At 65.2% G+C, this 21,639-nt stretch carries 20 protein-coding genes and 1 other RNA gene; 9 read left to right on the top strand and 12 right to left on the bottom strand.

What is annotated here, in order from left to right; genetic code table 11:
- Positions 1 to 408: 408 nt before the first annotated feature.
- On the bottom strand, positions 409 to 1,608 hold the full coding sequence (locus tag AC5QAH_RS11080) for an MFS transporter (RefSeq protein WP_241873886.1): 1,200 nt from the start codon (positions 1,606 to 1,608) through the stop codon (positions 409 to 411).
- A 72-nt stretch (positions 1,609 to 1,680) separates the two neighbouring features.
- Between AC5QAH_RS11080 and AC5QAH_RS11075 the strand changes: the two genes are divergently transcribed.
- Entirely contained in the window at positions 1,681 to 2,478 is a 798-nt protein-coding gene (locus tag AC5QAH_RS11075; RefSeq protein WP_053442852.1) for an AraC family transcriptional regulator, read from the top strand.
- A gap of 59 nt (positions 2,479 to 2,537) precedes the next feature.
- Here AC5QAH_RS11075 and dnaJ read toward each other — a convergent pair whose 3' ends face one another.
- The 4 genes from dnaJ to hrcA all read right to left on the bottom strand — a co-directional run bounded on the left by dnaJ (position 2,538) and on the right by hrcA (position 7,565).
- Positions 2,538 to 3,659 carry a molecular chaperone DnaJ gene (gene dnaJ, locus AC5QAH_RS11070; protein WP_241873885.1) on the bottom strand — a complete coding sequence of 374 codons (1,122 nt, stop codon included), beginning with the start codon at positions 3,657 to 3,659 and terminating at the stop codon, positions 2,538 to 2,540.
- A 154-nt stretch (positions 3,660 to 3,813) separates the two neighbouring features.
- Positions 3,814 to 5,739: a molecular chaperone DnaK gene (gene dnaK, locus AC5QAH_RS11065; RefSeq protein ID WP_010484469.1), complete on the bottom strand. Its 1,926-nt coding sequence runs from the start codon at positions 5,737 to 5,739 to the stop codon at positions 3,814 to 3,816.
- A gap of 182 nt (positions 5,740 to 5,921) precedes the next feature.
- Complete coding sequence (gene grpE, locus AC5QAH_RS11060; RefSeq protein WP_010484465.1) at positions 5,922 to 6,437, bottom strand: nucleotide exchange factor GrpE; 516 nt, start codon at positions 6,435 to 6,437, stop codon at positions 5,922 to 5,924.
- Positions 6,438 to 6,500: 63 nt separating this feature from the next.
- Entirely contained in the window at positions 6,501 to 7,565 is a 1,065-nt protein-coding gene (gene hrcA, locus AC5QAH_RS11055) for a heat-inducible transcriptional repressor HrcA (RefSeq protein ID WP_010484463.1), read from the bottom strand.
- A gap of 115 nt (positions 7,566 to 7,680) precedes the next feature.
- Between hrcA and recN the strand changes: the two genes are divergently transcribed.
- A complete protein-coding gene (recN, locus tag AC5QAH_RS11050) occupies positions 7,681 to 9,342 on the top strand; it encodes a DNA repair protein RecN (protein ID WP_049483096.1) in 1,662 nt (553 codons plus the stop codon).
- Positions 9,343 to 9,442: 100 nt separating this feature from the next.
- Here the strand turns inward: recN and AC5QAH_RS11045 are convergent, their stop codons facing one another.
- Complete coding sequence (locus AC5QAH_RS11045; RefSeq protein ID WP_241873883.1) at positions 9,443 to 10,360, bottom strand: LysR family transcriptional regulator; 918 nt, start codon at positions 10,358 to 10,360, stop codon at positions 9,443 to 9,445.
- A 97-nt stretch (positions 10,361 to 10,457) separates the two neighbouring features.
- On the opposite strand from AC5QAH_RS11045, the gene AC5QAH_RS11040 reads away from it, so the two are divergent.
- The gene (locus AC5QAH_RS11040; protein ID WP_241873882.1) at positions 10,458 to 11,702 is read left to right on the top strand and encodes an SGNH/GDSL hydrolase family protein; all 1,245 of its coding nucleotides are present in this window, start codon (positions 10,458 to 10,460) and stop codon (positions 11,700 to 11,702) included.
- 59 nt (positions 11,703 to 11,761) lie between these two features.
- Here the strand turns inward: AC5QAH_RS11040 and fur are convergent, their stop codons facing one another.
- Positions 11,762 to 12,169, bottom strand: coding sequence for a ferric iron uptake transcriptional regulator (gene fur / locus AC5QAH_RS11035; protein WP_005409235.1), 408 nt, complete (start codon positions 12,167 to 12,169; stop codon positions 11,762 to 11,764).
- 103 nt (positions 12,170 to 12,272) lie between these two features.
- Here fur and AC5QAH_RS11030 point away from each other — a divergent pair, with 103 nt between their 5' ends.
- The gene (locus AC5QAH_RS11030; protein ID WP_010484453.1) at positions 12,273 to 12,665 is read left to right on the top strand and encodes an outer membrane protein assembly factor BamE; all 393 of its coding nucleotides are present in this window, start codon (positions 12,273 to 12,275) and stop codon (positions 12,663 to 12,665) included.
- 36 nt (positions 12,666 to 12,701) lie between these two features.
- Here the strand turns inward: AC5QAH_RS11030 and AC5QAH_RS11025 are convergent, their stop codons facing one another.
- Together AC5QAH_RS11025 and AC5QAH_RS11020 are read right to left on the bottom strand one after the other, a co-directional pair.
- On the bottom strand, positions 12,702 to 12,959 hold the full coding sequence (locus tag AC5QAH_RS11025) for an RnfH family protein (protein ID WP_010484451.1): 258 nt from the start codon (positions 12,957 to 12,959) through the stop codon (positions 12,702 to 12,704).
- Positions 12,960 to 12,962: 3 nt separating this feature from the next.
- The gene (locus AC5QAH_RS11020) at positions 12,963 to 13,388 is read right to left on the bottom strand and encodes a type II toxin-antitoxin system RatA family toxin (protein ID WP_010484449.1); all 426 of its coding nucleotides are present in this window, start codon (positions 13,386 to 13,388) and stop codon (positions 12,963 to 12,965) included.
- Positions 13,389 to 13,445: 57 nt separating this feature from the next.
- Here AC5QAH_RS11020 and smpB point away from each other — a divergent pair, with 57 nt between their 5' ends.
- A complete protein-coding gene (gene smpB, locus AC5QAH_RS11015; protein WP_010484447.1) occupies positions 13,446 to 13,949 on the top strand; it encodes an SsrA-binding protein SmpB in 504 nt (167 codons plus the stop codon).
- Between the two features lie 126 nt (positions 13,950 to 14,075).
- Here the strand turns inward: smpB and AC5QAH_RS11010 are convergent, their stop codons facing one another.
- Positions 14,076 to 14,648 carry a hypothetical protein gene (locus tag AC5QAH_RS11010; protein WP_010484444.1) on the bottom strand — a complete coding sequence of 191 codons (573 nt, stop codon included), beginning with the start codon at positions 14,646 to 14,648 and terminating at the stop codon, positions 14,076 to 14,078.
- Positions 14,649 to 14,789: 141 nt separating this feature from the next.
- Positions 14,790 to 15,221, bottom strand: coding sequence for a GNAT family N-acetyltransferase (locus AC5QAH_RS11005; protein WP_043399309.1), 432 nt, complete (start codon positions 15,219 to 15,221; stop codon positions 14,790 to 14,792).
- Between the two features lie 154 nt (positions 15,222 to 15,375).
- Here AC5QAH_RS11005 and AC5QAH_RS11000 point away from each other — a divergent pair, with 154 nt between their 5' ends.
- On the top strand, positions 15,376 to 17,364 hold the full coding sequence (locus tag AC5QAH_RS11000) for an XVIPCD domain-containing protein (RefSeq protein WP_099560526.1): 1,989 nt from the start codon (positions 15,376 to 15,378) through the stop codon (positions 17,362 to 17,364).
- 139 nt (positions 17,365 to 17,503) lie between these two features.
- Here the strand turns inward: AC5QAH_RS11000 and AC5QAH_RS10995 are convergent, their stop codons facing one another.
- Positions 17,504 to 17,692, bottom strand: a complete 189-nt coding sequence (locus tag AC5QAH_RS10995) for a hypothetical protein (RefSeq protein WP_049454717.1) — start codon at positions 17,690 to 17,692, stop codon at positions 17,504 to 17,506.
- A gap of 319 nt (positions 17,693 to 18,011) precedes the next feature.
- On the opposite strand from AC5QAH_RS10995, the gene AC5QAH_RS10990 reads away from it, so the two are divergent.
- The 3 genes from AC5QAH_RS10990 to AC5QAH_RS10980 all read left to right on the top strand — a co-directional run bounded on the left by AC5QAH_RS10990 (position 18,012) and on the right by AC5QAH_RS10980 (position 21,571).
- The gene (locus tag AC5QAH_RS10990) at positions 18,012 to 18,788 is read left to right on the top strand and encodes a substrate-binding domain-containing protein (RefSeq protein ID WP_241873881.1); all 777 of its coding nucleotides are present in this window, start codon (positions 18,012 to 18,014) and stop codon (positions 18,786 to 18,788) included.
- 548 nt (positions 18,789 to 19,336) lie between these two features.
- Positions 19,337 to 19,729, top strand: a transfer-messenger RNA (tmRNA) gene (ssrA, locus tag AC5QAH_RS10985).
- Between the two features lie 342 nt (positions 19,730 to 20,071).
- Positions 20,072 to 21,571, top strand: coding sequence for a S8 family serine peptidase (locus AC5QAH_RS10980; RefSeq protein WP_495232339.1), 1,500 nt, complete (start codon positions 20,072 to 20,074; stop codon positions 21,569 to 21,571).
- Positions 21,572 to 21,639 lie beyond the last annotated feature (68 nt).

Below are 21,639 nucleotides of genomic sequence, written 5' to 3'. Positions count from 1 at the left end.
CATCCATGGCGCCAACGGTCCTGCCCACCCACACCGCCCCGCCTTCGACAGGTTCATGCGGCTGTTGGTAACTGCGGCTGTTGGTAGGTGTCGACCTTGGTCGACACGGTAGATCCATGCCATGCGTGGATGAATTCATTCGATATCTGACAGATGTGTCGACCAAGGTCGACACCCACCAGAGCAGAGCGCTGCTCCAACAGATCGCGGCCAACTGTCGAAGGCGCGGTGGGTCCGGTTGAGGGGGCGTGAGCCGCATGGATGCGGCGACCGAGCTTACATGGACGTACTTGCAGCGTCCCCCTCAACCGGACCCACCCCGCCAACCCACGGATAGCCAGCTTCTGCTGTTGACGTTGACGTTGCTTCGGCGGGTGCAGGGCTGCAAGCCCTGCAAACCAAACCCCCTCAGTGAGCAGCAGGCCGAGATGGCGGCAGCCACGCCGCCACGATGCCGAGTAGCGGCAGGAACGCGGTCAGCTGGTAGACGTACTCAATGCTGGTCTTGTCCGCCAGCAGGCCGAGCACGGCAGCACCCAGTCCGCCCATGCCGAAGGCGAAGCCGAAGAACAGGCCGGACACCATGCCGATGCGGTGCGGCATCATCTCCTGCGCATAGACCACGATCGCCGAGAACGCTGACGACAGCACGAAGCCGATCAGCACCGCCAGCACCGTGGTCCAGAACAGATCCGCATGCGGCAGCATCAGTGCGAACGGCGCCACGCCCAGGATTGAAGTCCAGATGATCGGCTTGCGCCCGATGCGGTCGCCCAGCGGCCCACCCAGGAAGCCACCGGCAGCGGATGCCACCAGGAACGCGAACAGATGCAGCTGCGCCTGTGCCACCGGAATGCCGAAGTGATGGATCAGGTAGAAGGTGAAGTAGCTGCCGATGCTGGCCATGTAGAAGTATTTGCTGAAGATCAGCACCAGCAGGATCGCCAGCACCTTGGCCACGGTGCGCGACGGATGCCGCGGGGCCATCGACGCGGCGCTGGCCGGACGCGGGGTGCCCAGATGCAGCGCATACCAGCGGCCGACATAGGTCAGCAACGCGATGCCGATCAGGGCGGCGCCGGCAAACCACGATGCGGCATGCTGGCCATACGGCACGATCACCGCCGCGGCAATCAGCGGGCCCAGCGCGGTACCGAAGTTGCCGCCGACCTGGAACACCGACTGTGCAAAACCATGGCGGCCGCCCGAGGCCAGCCGCGCGATGCGCGAGGCTTCCGGATGGAAGATGGCCGAACCAATGCCGACCATCGCCGCCGCCATCAGCACCACCGCGTAGTTCGGTGCGAAGCCCAGCAGCAGCATGCCGCACAGGGTAGAAGCCATGCCGATCGGCAGCGAGTACGGCGCCGGGCGGCGGTCGGTGGCCATGCCGATCAACGGCTGGAAGATCGAGGCGGTGAGCTGGTAGGTCAGCGTGATCAGGCCGATCTGGGTGAAGCTGAGATTGAAGCCGCCCTTGATCACCGGATAGATGGCCAGGATCAGCGACTGCATCATGTCGTTGACGACATGCGAGGTGGAGATGGCGGCCAGCACGCCGGGGGCCACCGGGCGTGAGGTCGTTGCGGGAGAAGCCAGGGTCGACATGGACACAGTCAGTTTGGGGGCGAGCCACGCATGCTACGGTGACCTCCCCCTCCCTTCTGCCGCGTTCGGGTCATGGCATATCGCAAAAAGGACACCCCCTGCCCGGTCCGCGAGACTGCGCCGTGGAACGAGGTTCCGGTGCACCGCCCAGTGACCTGCCGCGCCCGCCACTACAAGCCCGGCACCCACATCGCGCCCCACCGGCACCGCCGTCACCAGCTGGTGTTCGCCATGTCCGGACTGATGGTGGTGCGTGCGGACGGCGGCCGCTGGGTGGTGCCTTCGACCCGCGCGATCTGGGTGCCGGCCGGCATGGCCCATGCGGTGGACTGCATCGCGGAAGTACACATGCGTAGCCTATACGTGGAGCCGGACTTCGCGCCGCAGCTGCCGGACGAGGCATTTGCGGTACAGGTAGCGCCGCTGCTGCGCGAGCTGCTGCTGGCCGCCAGCCTGATCGAGACCGCGCATGTGGACGACAGCCGCGACGGCCGCCTGGTGCGCCTGCTGCTGGACGAGCTGCACCGCATGGACGTGCTGCCGCTGCACCTGCCCTCCCCCACCGACCCGCGCCTGCAGCGGATCTGCCAGCACATCCAGAAGCATCCCGGCGACGACGCCACGCTGCAGGATTGGGCGCAGGCGCTGCAGGTGGACGTGAAAACCATCCAGCGCCATTTCGCCAGCGAACTGGGCATGACGTTCGGCCAGTGGCGACAACAGGCGCGGCTGCTGGCCGCGATGGAACGGCTGGCGGTCGGCGACAAGGTCATCGATGTCGCGCTGGCGATGGGTTACGACAGCCCGAGCGCGTTCACCAGCATGTTCAAGCGGCAGCTGGGGCAGACACCCGCGGCGTTTTTCCGCTGACGGCATACAAAAACGCCGGGCATGGCCCGGCGCTAGCGTTCAACGCTTGGGTTAAAAACTCAGGACGTCATCCGGTCCCAGAAGCCCTTCACGCCATCGATGAAGGTGGCCGACTTCGGCGAATGCTTGCGCGCTTCCTCGCCGACGAAGGTGGCTTCGAACTGCTCCAGCAGCTTGCGCTGCTCGTTGGTGAGGTTGACCGGGGTCTCCACCACCACACGGCAGTACAGGTCGCCCTCGCTGCGGCTGCGCACCGAACGTACGCCCTTGCCACGCAGGCGGAACAGCTTGCCGGTCTGGGTCTCGGCCGGGATGCGGATCTCCGCCTCGCCGCCCAGCGTGGCCACGCGCACGGTGTCGCCCAGTGCGGCCTGCGAGATGCGGATCGGCACTTCGCAGTGCAGGTCGTCGCCATCGCGCTGGAAGATCGCATGCTCGCGCACGCGCACTTCCACGTACAGATCACCCGGCGGCGTACCGGCCGGACCGGCTTCGCCCTCGCCCTGCAGGCGGATGCGGTCGCCGGTGTCGACGCCGGCCGGCACCTTCACCGACAGCACCTTGTCTTCCTCGACACGGCCGTTGCCATGGCAGGTCTTGCAGGGCTTGGCGATGATCTGGCCACGGCCGCCGCAGTTGTGGCAGGCCTGCTGCATGGCGAAGATGCCGCGCTGGATGCGCACCTGGCCACGGCCATGGCAGACGTTGCAGATCTCGACCTTGCCGTCTTCGGAGCCACTGCCATCGCAGTCGCCGCACTCGGCCAGGGTCGGAATCTCGATGCGGCGCTCGACGCCGCGCACGGCTTCTTCCAGGTCCAGCTCCATCACGTAGCCGATGTCGGCGCCGCGACGGGCCTGGCGCGGACCACCGCCGCCACCAAAGATGTTGCCGAAGATATCACCGAAGATATCGTTCATGTCCGGGCCGCCCGGACCACCGCCGCCCATGCCGTGCTCGAACGCGGCGTGGCCGTGGCTGTCATACATGCGGCGCTTGTTGCCGTCGGACAGTACTTCGTAGGCTTCCTTGCACTCCTTGAAGGAGGCTTCGGCCGCCGTATCGCCCGGGTTGCGGTCCGGGTGGAACTTCATCGCGCAGCGGCGGTAAGCCTTCTTCAGCTCGTCGTCGGTGGCGGTGCGGGCAACGCCCAGCACTTCGTAGTAATCGCGCTTGCTCATATCGTGAATCGGGTTCCGGAAAGTCGGGATTCGTCAAAGCGGAAGAGCGGAACCAGGTCCGCTCTTGCGTCGGGCGCCCCGACACGCCGGTGGGCGGTCAGGACCCTGATGCGACAACGGGACGCTGATGGCCAGCGTCCCGTGTCGGTCCGGATCAGGACTTCTTGTCGTCCTTGACTTCGGTGAACTCGGCGTCGACCACGTCATCCTGCGCCTTGCCTGCGTTGCCGGCGTCGGCACCCGGGGCAGCACCGCCCTGGTCGGCCGAAGCGGCAGCGAACAGCGACTGGCCAGCTTCTTCCAGCGCCTTCGACTTGGCTTCGATCTGTGCCTTGTCGTCACCCTTCATCGCGGTTTCCAGATCGGCCAGGGCCGCCTCGACCTTGCCGATCACTTCGCCACCGACCTTGCTGCCGTGCTCGGTGATCGCGCTGCGGGTGCCGTGGATCAGGGCGTCGGCCTGGTTGCGGGCCTGCACCAGTTCCTGGAACTTCTTGTCTTCTTCGCGGTTGGCTTCCGCGTCGGCGACCATGCGTGCGATCTCTTCCTCGGACAGACCCGAACCGGCCTTGATCTCGACCTTCTGTTCCTTGTTGGTCTTCTTGTCCTTGGCCGACACGTGCAGGATGCCGTTGGCGTCGATGTCGAAGGACACTTCCACCTGCGGCAGGCCACGCGGCGCCGGCTCGATGCCGGACAGGTCGAACTTGGCCAGCGACTTGTTGAAGCGGGCCTGTTCGCGCTCACCCTGCAGCACGTGCACGGTCACGGCCGACTGGTTGTCCTCGGCGGTGGAGAACACCTGCGAGGCCTTGGTCGGGATGGTGGTGTTCTTCTCGATGATCTTGGTGAACACGCCACCCATGGTTTCGATGCCCAGCGACAGCGGGGTCACGTCCAGCAGCAGCACGTCCTTGACGTCGCCACCCAGCACGCCGCCCTGGATCGCCGCACCCAGTGCCACGGCCTCGTCGGGGTTGACGTCCTTGCGCGGTTCCTTGCCGAAGAACTCGGTCACCGCCTGCTGCACCTTCGGCATGCGGGTCTGGCCGCCGACCAGGATCACTTCGCTGATGTCGCTCGAACGCAGGCCGGCATCGTTCAGGGCGACACGGCACGGCTCGATCGACTTCTTGATCAGGTCGTCCACCAGCGCTTCCAGCTTGGCGCGGGTCAGCTTGATGTTCAGGTGCTTCGGACCCGACGCGTCAGCGGTGACGTACGGCAGGTTCACTTCGGTCTGCTGGGCGCTGGACAGCTCGATCTTGGCGCGCTCGGCAGCGTCCTTCAGGCGCTGCAGGGCCAGCGGATCCTTGCGCAGGTCGATGCCCTGGTCCTTGTTGAACTCTTCAACCAGGTACTCGATGACGCGGTTGTCGAAGTCTTCGCCGCCCAGGAAGGTGTCGCCGTTGGTGGCCAGCACTTCGAACTGCTTTTCGCCGTCGACGTTGGCGATCTCGATCACCGAGACGTCGAAGGTGCCACCGCCCAGGTCGTACACCACGATCTTGCGATCCTTGTTGTCGCCCTTGTCCAGGCCATAGGCCAGCGCGGCCGCGGTCGGCTCGTTGATGATGCGCTTGACGTCCAGGCCGGCGATGCGGCCGGCGTCCTTGGTCGCCTGGCGCTGGCTGTCGTTGAAGTAGGCCGGCACGGTGATGACCGCTTCGGTGACCTTCTCACCGAGGAAGTCCTCGGCGGTCTTCTTCATCTTTTCCAGCACCTTGGCCGAGATTTCCTGCGGCGCCATCTTCTTGCCGTCGCTGGTGGCCACCCAGGCATCGCCATTGTCATGGGCGAGGATGCTGTAGGGGACGTGCGCGATGTCCTTCTGCACTTCGGCGTCGGTGAACTTGCGGCCGATCAGGCGCTTCACCGCGTAGAAGGTGTTCTTCGGGTTGGTCACGGCCTGGCGCTTGGCCGAGGCGCCGACCAGGACTTCGCCGTCCTTGGTGTAGGCGACGATCGACGGGGTGGTGCGATCGCCTTCCGAATTCTCGATGACGCGGGCCTTGCCGCCGTCCATGATCGCCACGCACGAGTTGGTGGTGCCGAGGTCGATACCAATGATCTTGCCCATGGGGGAGACTCCTGAGGATGCTTGTTGGGGTCAGTCCGGCCGTTCGGCCGGTGGATGAATACGATGTGGGGGAGGCTCGTGGAACATTCAAGCCATCTCCCGAACGCTGTGTTCAGCGCCTGGAAAACCTTGCCAGGCATGGCCTGGCTCGACCGGGGCCGGGCATCACCCGGCCCAGTCAATCAATCGGCGGCCACCACCACCAGCGCCGGCCGCAGCAGGCGCTCGTTCAGCAGGTAGCCCTTCTGGAACACGGTCACCACGCTGCCGGGGGCCGCGCCCGGGGCCGGCACCTGGCTGATGGCCTGGTGGTGTTCCGGGTTGAACGGCTGGCCGGTCGGGTCCAGCAGGACCAGACCGTTGTCGGCGGCAACCTTCAGCAGCTGCTTGTAGGTCAGCTCCAGGCCTTCGCGCAGCGGGTGCGGGTCGTCGCCGGCGGCCTTCAGGCCGGCATCCAGGCTGTCGAACACCGGCAGCAGCTCGCCGAGCAGCTTCTCGTTGGCGAACTTGCGGGCCTGCTCGATGTCACGGGCCACGCGCTTGCGCTGGTTCTCCAGGTCGGCGCGCTCACGCAGCGCATCGGCCTTGATCTGCTCGACTTCGGCGCGCAGGCGCTCCACTTCGTCGTTGACGCCGGCGGCGGCAGCCGCATCAGCGGCACTCTGCTGGGATTCGATATCTGGCTGTTCGTGGTTCATGTCTGGGTCCCTGGCGGTCACTCTCCGCCTCCACCCACACTAGTGTGGGCGGGATGCTGCGTTTCAAGCGTCGGATGTTCCGGGAGTGCGCCCGGCGGGTGAAAAGGCCGCGCCGAGCACATCGGCGGTGGCCTGCACCAGCGGGATCATGCGGTCGTAGGCCATCCGCTTGGGGCCGATCACGCCCAGCACGCCCAGCACCTGGCCGTTGGCGGTGTACGGGGCGGTGACCAGCGAGACGCCCTGCAGCGGCATCATCCCCGTCTCCTCGCCGATGAAGATGCGCACGCCCGGCGCCTGGATGGTCCGCTCCAGCAGCTGCAGGATCTCGCGCTTGCTGGAGAACAGCTCGAACAGTTCACGCAGGCGCTCCAGGTCGGACAGGTCCTGCACCCCCATCAGGCGGGTCTGGCCGGCCACCAGCATGTCGTCGGCCGCCGGCTGCAGGGCCTGCTCGGCCAGCTCGATGCTGTGCGCCAGCAGCTGCTCCAGCTCGGACCGGGCGTCGCGCAGTTCCAGCAGCAGGCGGGTGCGGATCTCGGCCATTGGCAGGCCGGCGAAATGGGCATTGAGGTAGTTGGCCACCTGCTCCAGCTGGCCCGGCGCAAACTCCTGGCGGGTCTCGATGACGCGGTTCTGCACCTCGTTGTCGGCAAACACCAGGATCGCCAGCACCCGGCGCCCATCCAGCGCCACGAAATCTATCTGGCGGAAGGCGAACTGCTCGCGCCGCGGCGCGCTGACCACGCCGACGAAGTGGCTCATGGCCGACAGCAGCTCCGAGGCGCTGCCGAGCAGGGCCTGGGTGCTGCCGCCGCCAGCCAGTTCCTGACGCAACCGGGCCAGCTCGCCCTCGCCCGGCGGCTGCATCTGCAGCAGGCTGTCGACGAACACCCGGTAGCCGTGTGCGGTCGGGACGCGCCCGGCCGAGGTGTGCGGCGAGGCCAGCAGCCCCAGGTCCTCCAGGTCGCCGAGGATGTTGCGGATGGTGGCCGGGCTGACCTCCAGGCCGGCCACGCGCGCCAACGTCTGCGAGCCGACCGGCTCACCGTCCTGGATGTAACGCGCGATCAGCGTGCGCAGCAGATGGCGCGCACGCGGGGCAAGCTGGTCGGGAGAACCGTGCATGGAATCAACCTGTGAGACACGGACACTAGATAATGGCGGCGCATCACCTTGGCAAGTCATTGGACCTCCCTCGCCCACGTGCTAGCGTTGCGCGGCTGCTGATACCCCCTTACCCATGCTCAGACATCTTTCGATCAAGGATTTTGCCGTCGTCCGCGCCACCGAACTGGAGTTCGGGCCAGGCATGACCGTCGTTTCAGGCGAGACCGGCGCCGGCAAGTCGCTGATGGTCGACGCGCTGGGCTTCCTGTCCGGCCTGCGCGCCGACAGCGGCGTGGTCCGCCACGGCGCCGCGCGCGCCGAGCTTTCGGCCGAGTTCACGCTGGACCAGCTGCAGGCCGCGCGCCAGTGGCTGGCCGACAACGAGCTGGACGACGAAGAACAATGCCAGCTGCGCCGCGTGATCCGTGCAGACGGCGGTTCGCGGGCGTGGATCAATGGCCGCCCGGTGACCCTGGCCCAGCTGGGCGACCTGGCCTCGTTGCTGGTGGAGATCCACGGCCAGCACGAACAGCAGGCCCTGCTGGCGCGCCCGTCGCAGCTGGCCCTGCTGGATGCCTATGCCGGCAACGAGAACGAGCGCCGCCAGGTGCGCCGCGCCGCGGCCGCATGGCAGGCACTGGTCGATGAATCGCTGGCGCTGTCGCAACAGGGCGACGTGAGTGACCGGATCGGCTTCCTGGAACACCAGCTGCGCGAGCTGGACCGCGAAGACCTGGAGCCGGAGTCGATCGTGGCGCTCGGTGCCAGCCATCGCCGCCAGGCCCACGCCAGCGCCCTGCTGAGCGCCTGCCAGGCCGCCAGCAACCAGCTCAACGGCGATGACGGCAGCTCCGCGCTGGACCTGCTGCAGCAGGTGCGCCACGAGCTGTCGCGCCTGATCGAACACGACCCGCGCTTGGGCGAGGTGGACGGCCTGATCGAGAACGCCTCGATCCAGCTGCACGAAGCCCTGTCGCTGCTGGACCGGGTGCACGATGACCTCGATGCCGACCCGGAGCAGTTCGAAGAGAACGAGCGCCGTCTCGGCCGCCTGCACGACCTGGCCCGCAAGCACCGCGTGCCGATGGACGAGCTGGGCGCGCAGCGCGAGCGCATGCACGCCGAAGTGGAGCAGCTGCGCGGCGCCGACGAACGCCTGCAGCGCCTGGCCGGCGAGATCGACAAGGCCGCCGCCGACTGGCGTGTGCAGGCTGAAGTGCTGACCGCCAGCCGTCGCAGCGCTGCTGCCGAACTGTCGGCCACCACCACCGGCATCATCGCCGAGCTCGGCATGGGCGGTGGCCAGTTCCTGATCGAGCTGGAGCCGCAGGATGCCGGCAAGCCCGATCCGCAGGGTGCCGAGCGCGTGGAGTTCCTGGTCGCGGCCAATGCCGGCCAACCGCCGCGCGCCCTGCGCAAGGTCGCCTCGGGCGGTGAACTGTCGCGTATCTCGCTGGCCATCGAAGTCGCCGCGCTGGACCTGGATGCGGTGCCGACCATGGTGTTCGACGAGGTCGACTCCGGCATCGGCGGCGCCGTGGCCGACATTGTCGGCCAGAAGCTGCGCGCCCTCGGCGAGAAGCGCCAGGTGCTGTGCGTGACCCACCTGCCACAGGTCGCCTCCAAGGGCCACGCGCATTACCGGGTCAGCAAGGCGCCAGTGGAAGGCATGACCCAGAGCGCAGTGGAAAAGCTGGACAGCAAGGCGCGCGAGGAAGAGCTGGCACGCATGCTCGGCGGCGTGGAAGTGAGCAAGGAAGCGCGCGCCGCCGCACGCAAGCTGCTGCAGGTGTAACGCCGACCGGGCCGAGCATGGGCTCGGCTCTACAGGAACGTCCCGAACGAAACCGACATGTAGAGCCGAGCCCATGCTCGGCTTCTGTCCGCCGGCGCTCTCACCCCAAGGGCCGTGCCAGGTCCACCGTTTCCACCAGGTAATCCAGGAACGCGCGCACCCGCAGCGGCAGGTAGCCGCCCTGCCCCAGGAACACCGCGTGCACCTCTTCCAGGTCACCGGGATTGGCTTCCTCCAGCACCGGCAGCAGGCGTCCGGCAGCGATGTCGGCCTGCACCTGGAACGCTGCCAGCCGTGCCATGCCCAGACCACCCAGCACCAGCTGCCGCAGTGCATCACCGTTGCTGGCGCGGGCATTGCCACTGGGCAGCACCATCCGCTCGCGTCCGTCCTGCAGCAATGGCCAGCCCTGCATCGCCCGGGCATGGCCGATGTCCAGCCGATTGTGCGACTGCAGCTCCTCAACGTCGCGCGGCAGCCCATGCCGCTGCGCGTAGGCCGGCGCGGCCACGATCATCATCCGCGTCGCGCCCAGCCGCCGCGCCACCAGGCTGGAGCTCTTCAGCGGCCCGGCCCGCACCGCCACATCGGTGCGCTGCTCCAGCAGGTCGATCACCTCGTCGTTGAGGGTCAGGTCCACGCCCACCTGCGGGTTGCGCTCCAGGAACGCCGGCAGCAGCGGCAACAGGAAGTGCTGGCCAAACGGCACGTTGGAATTGACCCGCAGCCGTCCGCGCGGCTCGGCATGTGCGCTGGCGCAGCGTTCGGCCTCCTCCAGGTCGGCCAGCACGCGCAGGCCACGTTCATAGAACGCGCAGCCTTCCGGGGTCAGCTGTAGCTGGCGGGTGGAGCGTTGCAGCAGGCGCGTGCCCAGCCGCTGTTCCAGCCGGGCCACCAGCTTGCTCACCGCCGAGGGCGTCATGTCCAGGGTGCGGGCGGCGGCGGAGAAGCCGCCGGTCTCGATCACCCGCACGAACACTTCCAGCTCGCCGGATCGGTTGATGTCTGGTCGCGCCATGGCAATGAATCCAGTTCACAGATGATTATCCATGCGCAGTCTAGTTCACAGATAACCACGGAATCACCATGGTGGTCCCTCCACCCGGGACCGCCCGATGAACCGCCTGAGCCACCTTACCGCCACCACCCTGCTCGCCCTGTCCGGCGTCGCCAGTGCCGCATCCGCCCCGCACTGGGTTGCCAGCTGGCAGGCCAGCCCGCAACCGGTCTGGGGCGTGGATTTTCTGTTCCCGACCCTGGTCCCGGCCACGTTGCATGACCAGACCTTCCGCCAGACCGCGCGCATCAGCCTGGGCGGGCCTCGGCTGCGGGTGCGGCTGAGCAATGCTTACGGCACCCAGCCGCTGCGGATCGGGGCAGCGAGCGTGGCTGCCCGGGCGGGGGACACACCGCAGCCGCTCAGTTTCGACGGCCAGCCCGGGGTGCTGATCTCCCCCGGGCAGGAACGGCTGAGCGATCCGCTGCCACTGGTCACGGATGACCGGCAGGCACTGCAGGTCAGTGTCTTCGTGCCGGGGCCGACGCCGGTGCAGACGTTCCATTGGGAAGGCCGCCAGACCAGTTGGACTGCGCCCGGCGACCAGAGCCGGGCCCAGGCTCTGAGCGCGGCCAGCAGCACCACTGCCCGCCTGTTCCTGGCCGGCATCGAGGTCGAGGCCGCCGCCCGCGCACGTAGCGTGGTGGTGATCGGCGACTCGATCACCGACGGCGCCACCGCCAGCCTCGACCAGGACCAGCGCTGGACCGACCACCTGGCCGCGCGCCTGGCACCGCGGGGCATCGCCGTGGTCAACGCCGGTATATCCGGGGGGCGGCTGCTGCGCGACGGCATGGGTGAGTCGGTTCTGGCCCGCTTGCAGCGCGATGCACTGGATCAGCCCGGCGTGGCCAGTGTGATCGTGCTGATCGGCATCAACGACATCAGCTGGCCTGGCACCGCGTTCGCCCGCAACCAGGCCCGGCCCGCGCTGGCGGAACTACAGGCGGGGTATCGCGCCCTGGCCGAGCAGGCCCGAGGCCGAGGTATCCGGATCGTAGGCGCCACCCTGACACCGTTCGCCGGCGCCCTGCCCGACACGCCGCTGGATGACTACTACCGCCCGGACAAGGATGTCCTGCGCCGGCAGCTCAATGCGTGGCTGCGCACGGACAGCCCTTTTGACGCGGTGATCGACCTGGACGCCGCGCTGCGGGACCCGGCCGATCCGTCACAGATGGCGGCCGCCTACGACTCCGGTGACCACCTGCACCCGGGCGATGCGGGTAACCGGGCCATGGCCGAGGCGGTCGATCTTGAGGTGCTCATGGGGCCATCCACGCATGGCGTGGATCTACCGTAAGCAACGAAAAACCCCGGGCAAGCCCGGGGTTTCGTCGCACTACGGCTGGCCGGAACGGCTTACTTGCGCTTTTTGCGCACGTACAGCACCAGCGAGTGCTCTTCCAGCTCGTAGCCGTGGTCGGCAGCGATCTTGCGCTGCAGCTCCTCGATCTCGTGGCTCTCGAACTCGATGATCTTGCCGCTGTCCACGTCGACCATGTGGTCATGGTGGCCGCCACGGTCCAGCTCGTAGACGGCCTGGCCGCCTTCGAAATTGTGCTTGAGCACGAGACCGGCGGCCTCGAACTGGGTCAACACCCGGTAGACCGTCGCCAGGCCGATCTCGTCGCCATGCTCAAGCAGCTGGCGGTAGATATCTTCGGCGGTCATGTGGTGCTGGGCATTGCGCTGTTCAAGCAGCGCCAGGATCCGCATCCGTGGATGGGTCACCTTCAGGCCGACTTTTCGCAGGTCGTGGGTTTCCATAGGTCTCCGTTCATTGGCGATTTAGCGCCAGCTGCCTCGGATTGGGTCGCGGTGGCACGCCGGGAGTGTATCATCGGTTTGATTTCCCCAACCGCCAGTCCCGATGCGCAATCTCCTGTTGGTCGCCGCCGTCGCCCTGTCCACCACCGGGTGCGGCATCATCTACAAGCAACCCATCTATCAGGGCAACCTGATCCGGGAAGATGCCGTGGCCAAGCTGCAGGTCGGGCAGAGCAAGCAGCAGGTCACTGCGCTGCTGGGCACCCCGTCCATTCCGGACCCGTTCCACGCCCAGCGCTGGGACTACACCTCCAGCCAGCGCGTGAACCGCCTGGGCCGCACCGAGGTGAAGAACTTCACCGTGTTCTTCGACAATGACAACGTGACCCGCTGGGAAGGCGATTACTTCCCGGGTAACGACAAGGCCCTGGCCCAGCAGACCGTGCGCCAGTTCGGCCGCAATCTGCCGAAGGACAAGAAGAAGAAGGGTCGCTGACGCCCCCTGCCCGTCCGCACGGACGGGCGGCAGGAATCAACCGCCGAGCGCGCGACGCCGGCGGTTGTCCTTGGGGTCGGCCTGCAACGGGCGTAGCAGCTCGATGCGGTCGCCATCCAGCAGTACCTGCTGCGGGCGCGCCAGTACCCCATGCACGGCCGCCGCCGGGCAGCCTGCACTGCCTTCCAGCGCAGCAGCGGCAATGGCCTCGGCCACGGTCGCGCCCTCGTCCAGCTGCAACCGGCGCGAGAGCACCCGCTGCGGCCAGGCCAGCACCACCTCGACCTCGATCATTGCTCAGGCCTCGTCGGCAACGCGGATGAAGTCGTTGACCATGCGGTCGGCCAGGCTCTGGAAGCCCAACGCCAGCGCCGGCCCCAGCAGGCGCGAACTGGGCTCGAAGTCCAGGGTCAGGGTGACTTTGCAGGCATCTTCGGCCAGCGCATGGAACTCCCAGCGGCCATGCAGCTGCTTGAACGGACCATCGCGCAGCTGCATGTCGATGCTGTGCGGGCGCTGCAGGGTGTTTTCAGTCTGGAACCAGGTGCTGAACGAGCCCAGGCCCAGATCCAGGCGCGCTACCAGTCGGTCCTCGCCCTGCTCCAGGATCTGGGCAGCCGAACACCAGCGGAAACGGCGCGGATAGGCCTGGACATCATTGACCAGGTCGAACATGCGCGCGGCCGAATGTTCGACCAGGGCGCTGCGGCGGATAGTAGGCATGAATACAGGACGTTTCGGCAATCGACCGGGCGGGCCCGAATCGGAGACAATACGGAAATGAGCAAGAACAGCGGCAAGGATAAAGCAAAGAGCGCGACGGCCAACAAAACCATCGCGTTGAACAAGCGTGCCCGCCACGAGTACCACATCGAAGATCGCTTCGAAGCCGGCCTGGCCCTGCAGGGCTGGGAGGTGAAATCGATCCGTGCTGGCCGCGGCAACATCGTCGACGCCTACGCCTACGTGAAGGATGGTGAGATCTTCCTGATCGGCGCGCAGATCACGCCGTTGATCCAGGCCTCGACCCATGTCGTGGCCAACGACCGGCGCGATCGCAAGCTGCTGCTGCACCGGAGCGAGATCGACAAGCTGGTTGGCAAGGTCGAGCGCGATGGCTACACGATCGTGCCCACCGCGATGTACTGGAGCAAGAACAAGATCAAGCTCGAAGTCGCGCTGGCCAAGGGCAAGCAGACCCACGACAAGCGCGATGCCGCCAAGGACCGCGACTGGGCGATCGAGAAGCAGCGTGTCATGCGTCGCGGCAACCGCGACGCATAAGGCGGTTGCGCATCACCCTGTAGAGTCGAGCCATGCTCGACTGCTTTGGCTGTCTGTAAAGCCGAGCCACGCTCGGCTTCGGCAAGAAGAGCAGCCGAGCGCAGGCTCAGCTCTACAAGACGCTGGTCACCCCGCCAGCATGCCCTGCCTGCGCACCCGCGGCGCCAGTGCCGCGTGCATCACCGCCAGATGCATCACCACTGCCAGCTCCGGCGCGTAACGATCATCGCCCGAGCGCCACTGCTGGGCCAGCTGTGCGGCATCAGCCGGCAGCAGCGCCAGCAGCTGCGCATCGTCCAGCGCGTCGGCCGCACCCTGCAGCCGGCGGGCCATCTGTCGCGACTGCCACACGTGCACACCAATGCTCAGGCTGGCCAGCGACATCAGCACCACGGCCAACCCGTGTTCGAACCACTGCGACAGCACTTCCGGCCCCCACAACAAGGCCGCCAGCACCGCCAGGCCCGGCAGGCGCCACCCCAGCCAATGGATGCGACCACGCTGCGACCAGTGCACCACCACCGCGCTGGCGACCAGTGCCGCAGCGGCCGTGGCCGGCAACTCGGTCACCCAGGTGGCCGCCAGCAGCACCGCCAGCACCGCCCATACCCAGCCCGGCGGCAACGCGCGTCGCTGGTAATCGGCACCGACCGGTCCGATCAGCTGCCGCAGGCTGCGTTGTTGGCTTGCATCGGTCACCCACCGTCTCCGTGTCTGTCCTGGCCTGGATGGTCGTCGCCAGTGTGTCGCAAATTCGTGCCCACGAAGTTAGCAATCCGCTATGACAGACGCTCTACAACAAGTTGCGGATTGACAGGACGCGCGGCTCGCCCGCAGCACTCACCCCGCCGACAGATCCTTGCTGAGGAACACCCTGCATGTGCCGACCGGATCGCATGGCACCCGGCCGAACACGACCCATCCATGCTTCACATAGAAGTCGGGCGCCTGGAAGCTGAGGGTGTACAGCACGCCGGAACGGCAACCACGACGCCGTGCTTCATCCTCTGCGGCCTTCAGCACGCGCGATCCCAGCCCGTTGCCGCGATAGGCCGCTGGCAGATGGAACAGATCCACGAACCACAGGCCCAGTGAAGTTCGCCCGGTAAGCCCCCCCACCACCTCGCCACTGGCCGGATCGGTGACCAGCACCGCGAGTGTGCGCCGATCGGCGTAACCCGCTGCGTTCAGATTGAACTGGTCCAGGCCACTGCCAATTAGGTCCAGCGCCTCGTCGCTGGGATCATCGGTTACGGCGACTTCAAGCGACATGGCGTCCTTCCATTGGCTGCAGATCGAGAGTCTGGATGCTATCAACCCCAATATTTTGCTGCTGGGGTCAGGCAGAACGGCCAACCGTCCCGCCCCCCATCAACCGAAGGGTGTCTATACTCTGGGCTGGCTCGCCTCTTCATAGGAAGTTCGCATGACTGCGACGGCCTCCAATCCTGACGATTCGATTGACCCCACCTACTCCGGCTCTAGCACTGAGCACAGTGCAAAACTGCCGGGTGACAGCGCTTCGATTACCCGGACCGCAGACGGCGCTGTAAAGGTTGCCGGACGTAGTATCGAGAAGACTCAGGCAGAGGTGGCTCTTGCAGGCGCCACGTTGAAGAAGGTGACAGAGGTAACGGGTACGGCAGGCGAGAACCGTATCGAGCGCGAACGCATCACCCAGTTCAGCCTTGAGGCGTCGGTTGCAGTTGGCGCACGCGCCGAAGTCAAAGGCAAAGAGCGTCTGGCTGGTATCGAGCTTGAAGCCGGATCGCAGGTGGGTGCCCGTGTGCGCTATCGCGTCTCCCTGCCTGACACCACCGCATCTGAAACCGGAAAATCCACTCCTGCAACGGCTGAGCAAGCTGCCAGAGTGAACCCCTTCAACCCGACCACGCTGCCGATTGGTGGCCGGGTGTTGCTGGATAGCCAGCAATTCCAGCAGAGTGAGTTGAAAGTTGCGTTCCGCCACATCGCAACGGTGAACCAGCTCACTGAAGCGGAGGGGGTCGGTGTCGCGATCAGCCGTTTGGACGAACACCATGTCCGGGTCGTTACGGGGCCCAACAAGGCGATCGAATCCCTGCAGGGCGTGGGCGTCGATCTAGGCATTGCGCGCGTGATGGCCGGTCGCCAGGATGCGCTTGGACAGTCCAAACTGCAGACCGCCGACTTTGACCTGCGCGACCCGGATGCGCGTGCGGCCTACATCCGAATGCTCGCAACAGGCCAGGTGGCCGATCAGACGCCGGGCGTGAGCAACGTGGCTCAGCTGGAGCGGTTGGACTACAGCTCCCAGCAGCGGCTGCAAGTGGGACTGGTCAATGACCTGGTGAGTGCCGATATCGCGGGGCGCCGCAATACTGGCACGGCGATCCAGAGCACGGCTCCCGACGGCAAGGTCACAGTCACCCAGCAATTGAGCTATGACGACAACGTGAAGCTGACGATTGTGCGCGCCTTCATCCGTGACGGAGAAACGCTCCGCGAGGACGTGGATGCGCGCAGGTATCAGTTCCTTGTCGACACGGATGTGCCGACCCCCGGCTTTATGGACAAGGTGGTTGGTGGCCGAAACGAAGCCGTTGAGGAGCGCAACATCGCCACCGGGTTGAACCTGGCTTTAACTGGATCGACCGAGGGCCCGGGACAGATCCGTCCCGGTGAAAAAGTCTCGGTCAGCTTCAGCGAAGCGCAGATGCAGGAATTCATGCAGCGAACCCAGAAGATGGTCGAGCGCCCCCTCGGACATCTCGATCCATTGGCAGGTATCGCTCGCGCTGGCTATGGCGACCAGCCGCAGCGCGATGGTCTTGAGTTCGCAATCGGGATAGCCCGTAGCCTGCAGGGTAATGCCGATCAGTTCGGCAAGCATCTACAGCGTGTGGCGCAGGACGGTGACCCGCGTGGGCCTGTCCACCCGATCAATGCGCAACTCACGCGCTCAGACGGCACGCTGCTCAATGCGCCGGTTCAATCGCAGCAGCAGGCACCGGCCCCCCTTTCACCGGCTGGCCGCACCGCCACCCTCGATCCGCGCCATTCGGACCACGAGGCAAATGCCATCTACAAGCAGAATTTCCAAGCGGCAGAAAGACTGGCATGCACCCAGGGTGGATTGCCGGATCAGGCAGTTGAGCGTTTGGCGATGGCCGGAACCATCGCAGCCCAGCGGGCTGGGTTGAGTCAGGTGGATCACCTTGTGGTCGGAAATCGTGGCCAAGCTTTTGTCGTGCAGGGGGCACTCGACTCCCCGGCGCATCTACGGGCGGGTTTCGACTATCAGACGGCGTTGAATACACCGATCGAGGACAGTTTCTCCAGATTGGAGGTGGCCTCTGAATCGCGTGCACAGAGCGATCTGCGTACTCAAGAGCACGAGCATGAGACGCGACTGATGGCGGCGCGAGGACTATGACCTGTCTCCGGGTCAGCAGGGCTTGTGCTGTCCAGCGTCGCCGATGAACTGCCACTGGCGTATGCCTGGCCATAGCTGAATCATGCCGCTTCCAGCGGCGCCAGTTCCTGAAGGGGCCGCCGCGGCGGCCCCTTGGACCTTACAGGTCCGGCAGGCCCAATCGTCTCCGCAGCGCCGCCACTAGAATGATCGAGATCTGCGCCAACGCATCCTGATCGCGCGTCAGCTCGTCATACATATCCAGCAGCTCCGGTGGGATCTTTCCCATCCGGGCTGCCTTGAAGGCCTCCATCGAGACCACCTGAGCCTTATGGCGCTCATCTTCCATGTCCTTCTCCAGCGTCTGGCGGCGAGAGTGCCGCCCTCTGCATGCCTTGGACCCGCCTCCAAGCCTGTTGCAGGGAAAAGAAAAGCAGCACCACCATCCATGGACTGGCCCTTCTCCTCCAATGGCCACCGGTTCTCAGCGTGATGGCTTCACAGAAGGATGACCGTTTGATCTTCCACAGGATTTCTAAGCGGCATGTCATTGATTCAATCGAACATCGAATCGTCCTTCAGGGATAGGGGGGCTTGGAGGGTTCGAGCAACCGTTGTGCAACCTCCCTTGACGCCCCTCTGCAAAAGCAGCCCGCCAAGAGGTAAACGTGAAATCGATCAGGACCGCTTTGCTCGTTATCTCGTTGTCCAGTCCGTTCCACTTGGCTTACGCCCAGTCCCCAGTGCAAGGCGGCGGCGCCTCGGTGCCGGCAAACCTCTACAAGGGATCAGCAGACAGCATTCTTCCAAACAGCTTCAGCTACGCCGTAACGGGCTCCGGCAAAGAGAAGAAAGCGTTTCTCAGCAATGATCCCAGTCTCTTCGGGAACATCGGCACAGTACATTTTGCGGCAGGCGATTCCGTTCTTACGGCGACCGAGTTGTCCGACTACACCAACGCCGACAACGTACCCACAACCAACCAAAAATATGGAGCGCTCATCCAGATTCCCACGGCGCTCGTACCAGTCGTGATCCCCTTCAACAAGCCCGGCGCGAAGCTTGACCTGTCCATCAACGATATCTGTGGTGTCTTCTCAAGCAAGATAGCGGACTGGTCTCAACTATCATCGGGTTTGTCGTCGGGTCAGAGTGGCCCGATCACTGTGGTTTACCGCTCGGAGAGCAGCGGTAGCACTGAAGTTCTCACGCGTTTTCTGTCTGCGGCATGCAAGTCGGTTGATTTGTTCGGGACTAGTCTCAAACAGCAAAGCAACTGGAGTGGATCGGCGCCGGGCTTCTCGATCCAGACGAGCTTCGCCGGCTTGTTCTCAAACAACACGGCGCCCTCAAACTTTCTCCCTGCCGTGGCAACGGGAGACACCTCGCTGCTTGATACCGTCAACTCTGGTAATGGCCGCATTGGATACACTGGCCCAGACTAATGGTCAACCGGGACGATGCCACGAAAGTGGCCCGCGTGATTGGGTTCTCGCCCAAATATGTGAGCATCCCCGCAACGATCGGTGCCGTTAGTCCGCCCACAAGCGTGTTGCAAGCGCCATTCGTTCATTCCTTTTCAATCACTACGGAAGCGCAGGTGATTCCAGCCAGGATCAAGGGCCCAATGACGCGACATTACGGGCGCACTGGTTCTACCCACTGGATAGGAGTTGGCGTGAGGCGATCCAGACACGATTCGCTCTTGCAAGTAGTTCGACCGGACTGAACAACCCGGACGCCTGCAATGGAATGGGGCGTCCCTAGCAGGGATGCGACATCACGACCTTGGAAAACAGGGGCCGGCTGTCATGCCGGCCTCTGCCCCGCTGCCTGCCTCTGGACAGCAGCGGCGGCTGAACGATTTCAGCGTCAGCCCTGACCGCGCGTGACTGTTCAGGAAGATTGCCGTAAGATCCGTTTCGTTGGGCAGGGTCAGTGTCAGCTTTTTTGCCGGCATTGGCCCCAAAGCCTTGCAATGCTTGAAGAAACCGGGGGTGCATTGGTTTCGACGGGGGTTGTGAAGTCGCCTGGCGCATGCCGAGGGGGTAGCTTTCCTCGTAAATCCAGCTGCAAAACTCTAGTTGCCAACGACGACAACTACGCTCCGGTCGCTCTCGCAGCCTAAAAACTGCGGTGCGTGACCTTCTGCCGACTTAGGCGGAGCCTCGAAACTGCTTGTGTCCATGCTCGCAGCGTAGAGTCATTATCATGGAATCGCGCTGGGCGGCTGCCTGTCAGTCCGGCACTAGAACACAACAGGCTGGTTCCCGGGTGCGCTTTGCACACCGTGCTGCTCGGGGATGAGATTCAACGGTGAGCTAAGCATGTAGTGCTGGGGATGGAGTGCCTTCGGACGGCGGTTCAATTCCGCCCACCTCCACCAACGAACGGTTCGTCAAGGACCGGAGAAGCCCGGAAATTCCACCAACGTGGGTTTCCGGGCTTTTTTATTGCCCGCCTCGCCTCGCCGCGGAGTTCACCGCCCGGGCGCAGTCGCGATTCGATGCCGTCAAGCAATGTCGGCACCGCGCATCTTCTCTCACCTTCGACATCACTAAATCACTTCAGAATTTTCCCAGCCTCCCCTTGGGGGGGATGTGTCCGCGAAGCCGTTCGTCCCGGGTCGCCATCAAGAGGAGACCACGGAGCACCCGCACCCTTCACATGAAGCCGCGCCCGAGGGGCACGGCCTGTTCGACACATCTTTCACAAAGGAACTGTATCCATGCGTACGTCGCTTCGGGTTTCCCTTGCCAGCGCCATCACCCTGGTTCTGGTCAGCGCCCCCGCCTTCGCCCAACCCACCGAACGGGTATGGACGCGAGGCATGGCCAGCAACGAGCAGTACAGCAGTTTCATCGTCAAGTACCGGGACGGCAGCAGCAAGCGCGTTTCGGCCACCACCGCACAGGATGCGCTGAAGAAGCGCCTCGGCATCCAGCAACGCAGCAAGCGCTCGATCGGCGCTGCGCCGGCCCCAGCAGTGACCCACCAGCGCCGCATGGGCGGTGGCGCCGACGTCGTCACCACGGACAAGGCACTGGATCTTCCGGAAGCGCAGATCCTGATGCAGCGCATCGCCGACGATCCGGACGTCGAGTATGTGCAGCCGAACTACATGATGAGCGCGTTCACCACACCGAACGATCCGCGCTACGGCGAGCAGTGGCACTACAGCAATCCGACCAGTGGTGCGCGCCTGCCGGCCGCGTGGGACCGCTCCACCGGCCAGGGTGTAGTGGTGGCTGTGGTCGATTCGGGGTATCTGAACAACAACGACCTGCAGGCGAACCTGTTGCCGGGTTACGACATGATCTCGTCCACCCGCTCGTTCAGTGATTGGCAATGCATCATCGGGGGAATGAATCCCGGCTGTGGTGGCTCCGACGATGGCGACGGACGCGACGCCGATGCCTTCGATGCCTCGGGCATCGCTCACGGCACCCACGTCGCTGGGACGGTCGCGGCGGTGACCAACAACCAGATCGGCGTCGCCGGCGTGGCCTACAACGCGAAGGTCGTGCCGGTGCGCGTACTCGGCAATCAGGGCAATGGCGGTTCCGCCGACATCATCGACGGCATGCTCTGGAGTGCGGGTATCAACGTGCCCAACGTCCCGGCAAATGCCAACCCGGCTGAAGTCATCAATCTCAGCCTCGGCGGCCGCCGGGCCTGCTCGCCGGCCGAGCAGGATGCAATCGACGACATCACCGCGCAGGGCACGATCGTGGTGGTCGCCGCCGGCAACAGCAATCTGGATGTGTCCGAGTTTGCTCCGGCGAACTGCAAGGGCGTGATTGCGGTTGCCGCCAACGATCAGGGCGGTCGTCGTGCGTTCTACTCCAACTACGGCGCAGGCATCCACATCACCGCACCCGGTGGTGAAACCTGGTCCTGCCGCGCGTCCGTCGGCGAGTTCCTGCCGCTGGCCACGCCGCCGAACCAGACCAACTGCGCACCGACCCGCCAGCATCCGGCACAGGGCATCCTGTCCACCGTGGGCAACAACGCCTTCGACTTCATGTCCGGCACCTCGATGGCGGCGCCGCACGTCGCCGGCATCGTCGCGCTGATGCAGGCAGTGGCGCCGGTGCCCAAGACCACCGACCAGGTCAAGGACATCCTGCGTCGCACTGCGCGCCCGATCGCGGCAGCAAACTGCCCGGGGGGTTGCGGGCCAGGCATTGTCGACGCCGCAGAAGCGGTGAAGGCGGCCAGCAACTGACGGCATGGCGCAGCGGCCCGGCAAGGTCGCTGCGCCTTCGTCGCGCATCCGATCTGTACACGCAGGCA

The organism is Stenotrophomonas sp. YJH_SMC_43, from assembly GCF_059372535.1.
This window is presented reverse-complemented; position numbering and strand designations above follow the sequence as displayed.

Excerpts from the sequence above, each read along its gene's own strand:
- smpB (WP_010484447.1), top strand. The coding sequence starts at position 13,446 with ATGAGCAAGAACAGCGGCAAGGATAAAGCAAAGAGCGCGACGGCCAAC.
- fur (WP_005409235.1), bottom strand. The coding sequence starts at position 12,169 with ATGGAAACCCACGACCTGCGAAAAGTCGGCCTGAAGGTGACCCATCCA.
- AC5QAH_RS11075 (WP_053442852.1), top strand. The coding sequence starts at position 1,681 with ATGGCATATCGCAAAAAGGACACCCCCTGCCCGGTCCGCGAGACTGCG.
- AC5QAH_RS10995 (WP_049454717.1), bottom strand. The coding sequence starts at position 17,692 with ATGGAAGATGAGCGCCATAAGGCTCAGGTGGTCTCGATGGAGGCCTTC.
- dnaK (WP_010484469.1), bottom strand. The coding sequence starts at position 5,739 with ATGGGCAAGATCATTGGTATCGACCTCGGCACCACCAACTCGTGCGTG.
- AC5QAH_RS11045 (WP_241873883.1), bottom strand. The coding sequence starts at position 10,360 with ATGGCGCGACCAGACATCAACCGATCCGGCGAGCTGGAAGTGTTCGTG.
- AC5QAH_RS11005 (WP_043399309.1), bottom strand. The coding sequence starts at position 15,221 with ATGTCGCTTGAAGTCGCCGTAACCGATGATCCCAGCGACGAGGCGCTG.
- dnaJ (WP_241873885.1), bottom strand. The coding sequence starts at position 3,659 with ATGAGCAAGCGCGATTACTACGAAGTGCTGGGCGTTGCCCGCACCGCC.
- AC5QAH_RS10980 (WP_495232339.1), top strand. The coding sequence starts at position 20,072 with ATGCGTACGTCGCTTCGGGTTTCCCTTGCCAGCGCCATCACCCTGGTT.
- AC5QAH_RS11025 (WP_010484451.1), bottom strand. The coding sequence starts at position 12,959 with ATGATCGAGGTCGAGGTGGTGCTGGCCTGGCCGCAGCGGGTGCTCTCG.
- grpE (WP_010484465.1), bottom strand. The coding sequence starts at position 6,437 with ATGAACCACGAACAGCCAGATATCGAATCCCAGCAGAGTGCCGCTGAT.
- AC5QAH_RS11040 (WP_241873882.1), top strand. The coding sequence starts at position 10,458 with ATGAACCGCCTGAGCCACCTTACCGCCACCACCCTGCTCGCCCTGTCC.
- hrcA (WP_010484463.1), bottom strand. The coding sequence starts at position 7,565 with ATGCACGGTTCTCCCGACCAGCTTGCCCCGCGTGCGCGCCATCTGCTG.
- AC5QAH_RS11080 (WP_241873886.1), bottom strand. The coding sequence starts at position 1,608 with ATGTCGACCCTGGCTTCTCCCGCAACGACCTCACGCCCGGTGGCCCCC.
- AC5QAH_RS11020 (WP_010484449.1), bottom strand. The coding sequence starts at position 13,388 with ATGCCTACTATCCGCCGCAGCGCCCTGGTCGAACATTCGGCCGCGCGC.
- AC5QAH_RS11000 (WP_099560526.1), top strand. The coding sequence starts at position 15,376 with ATGACTGCGACGGCCTCCAATCCTGACGATTCGATTGACCCCACCTAC.
- AC5QAH_RS11030 (WP_010484453.1), top strand. The coding sequence starts at position 12,273 with ATGCGCAATCTCCTGTTGGTCGCCGCCGTCGCCCTGTCCACCACCGGG.
- recN (WP_049483096.1), top strand. The coding sequence starts at position 7,681 with ATGCTCAGACATCTTTCGATCAAGGATTTTGCCGTCGTCCGCGCCACC.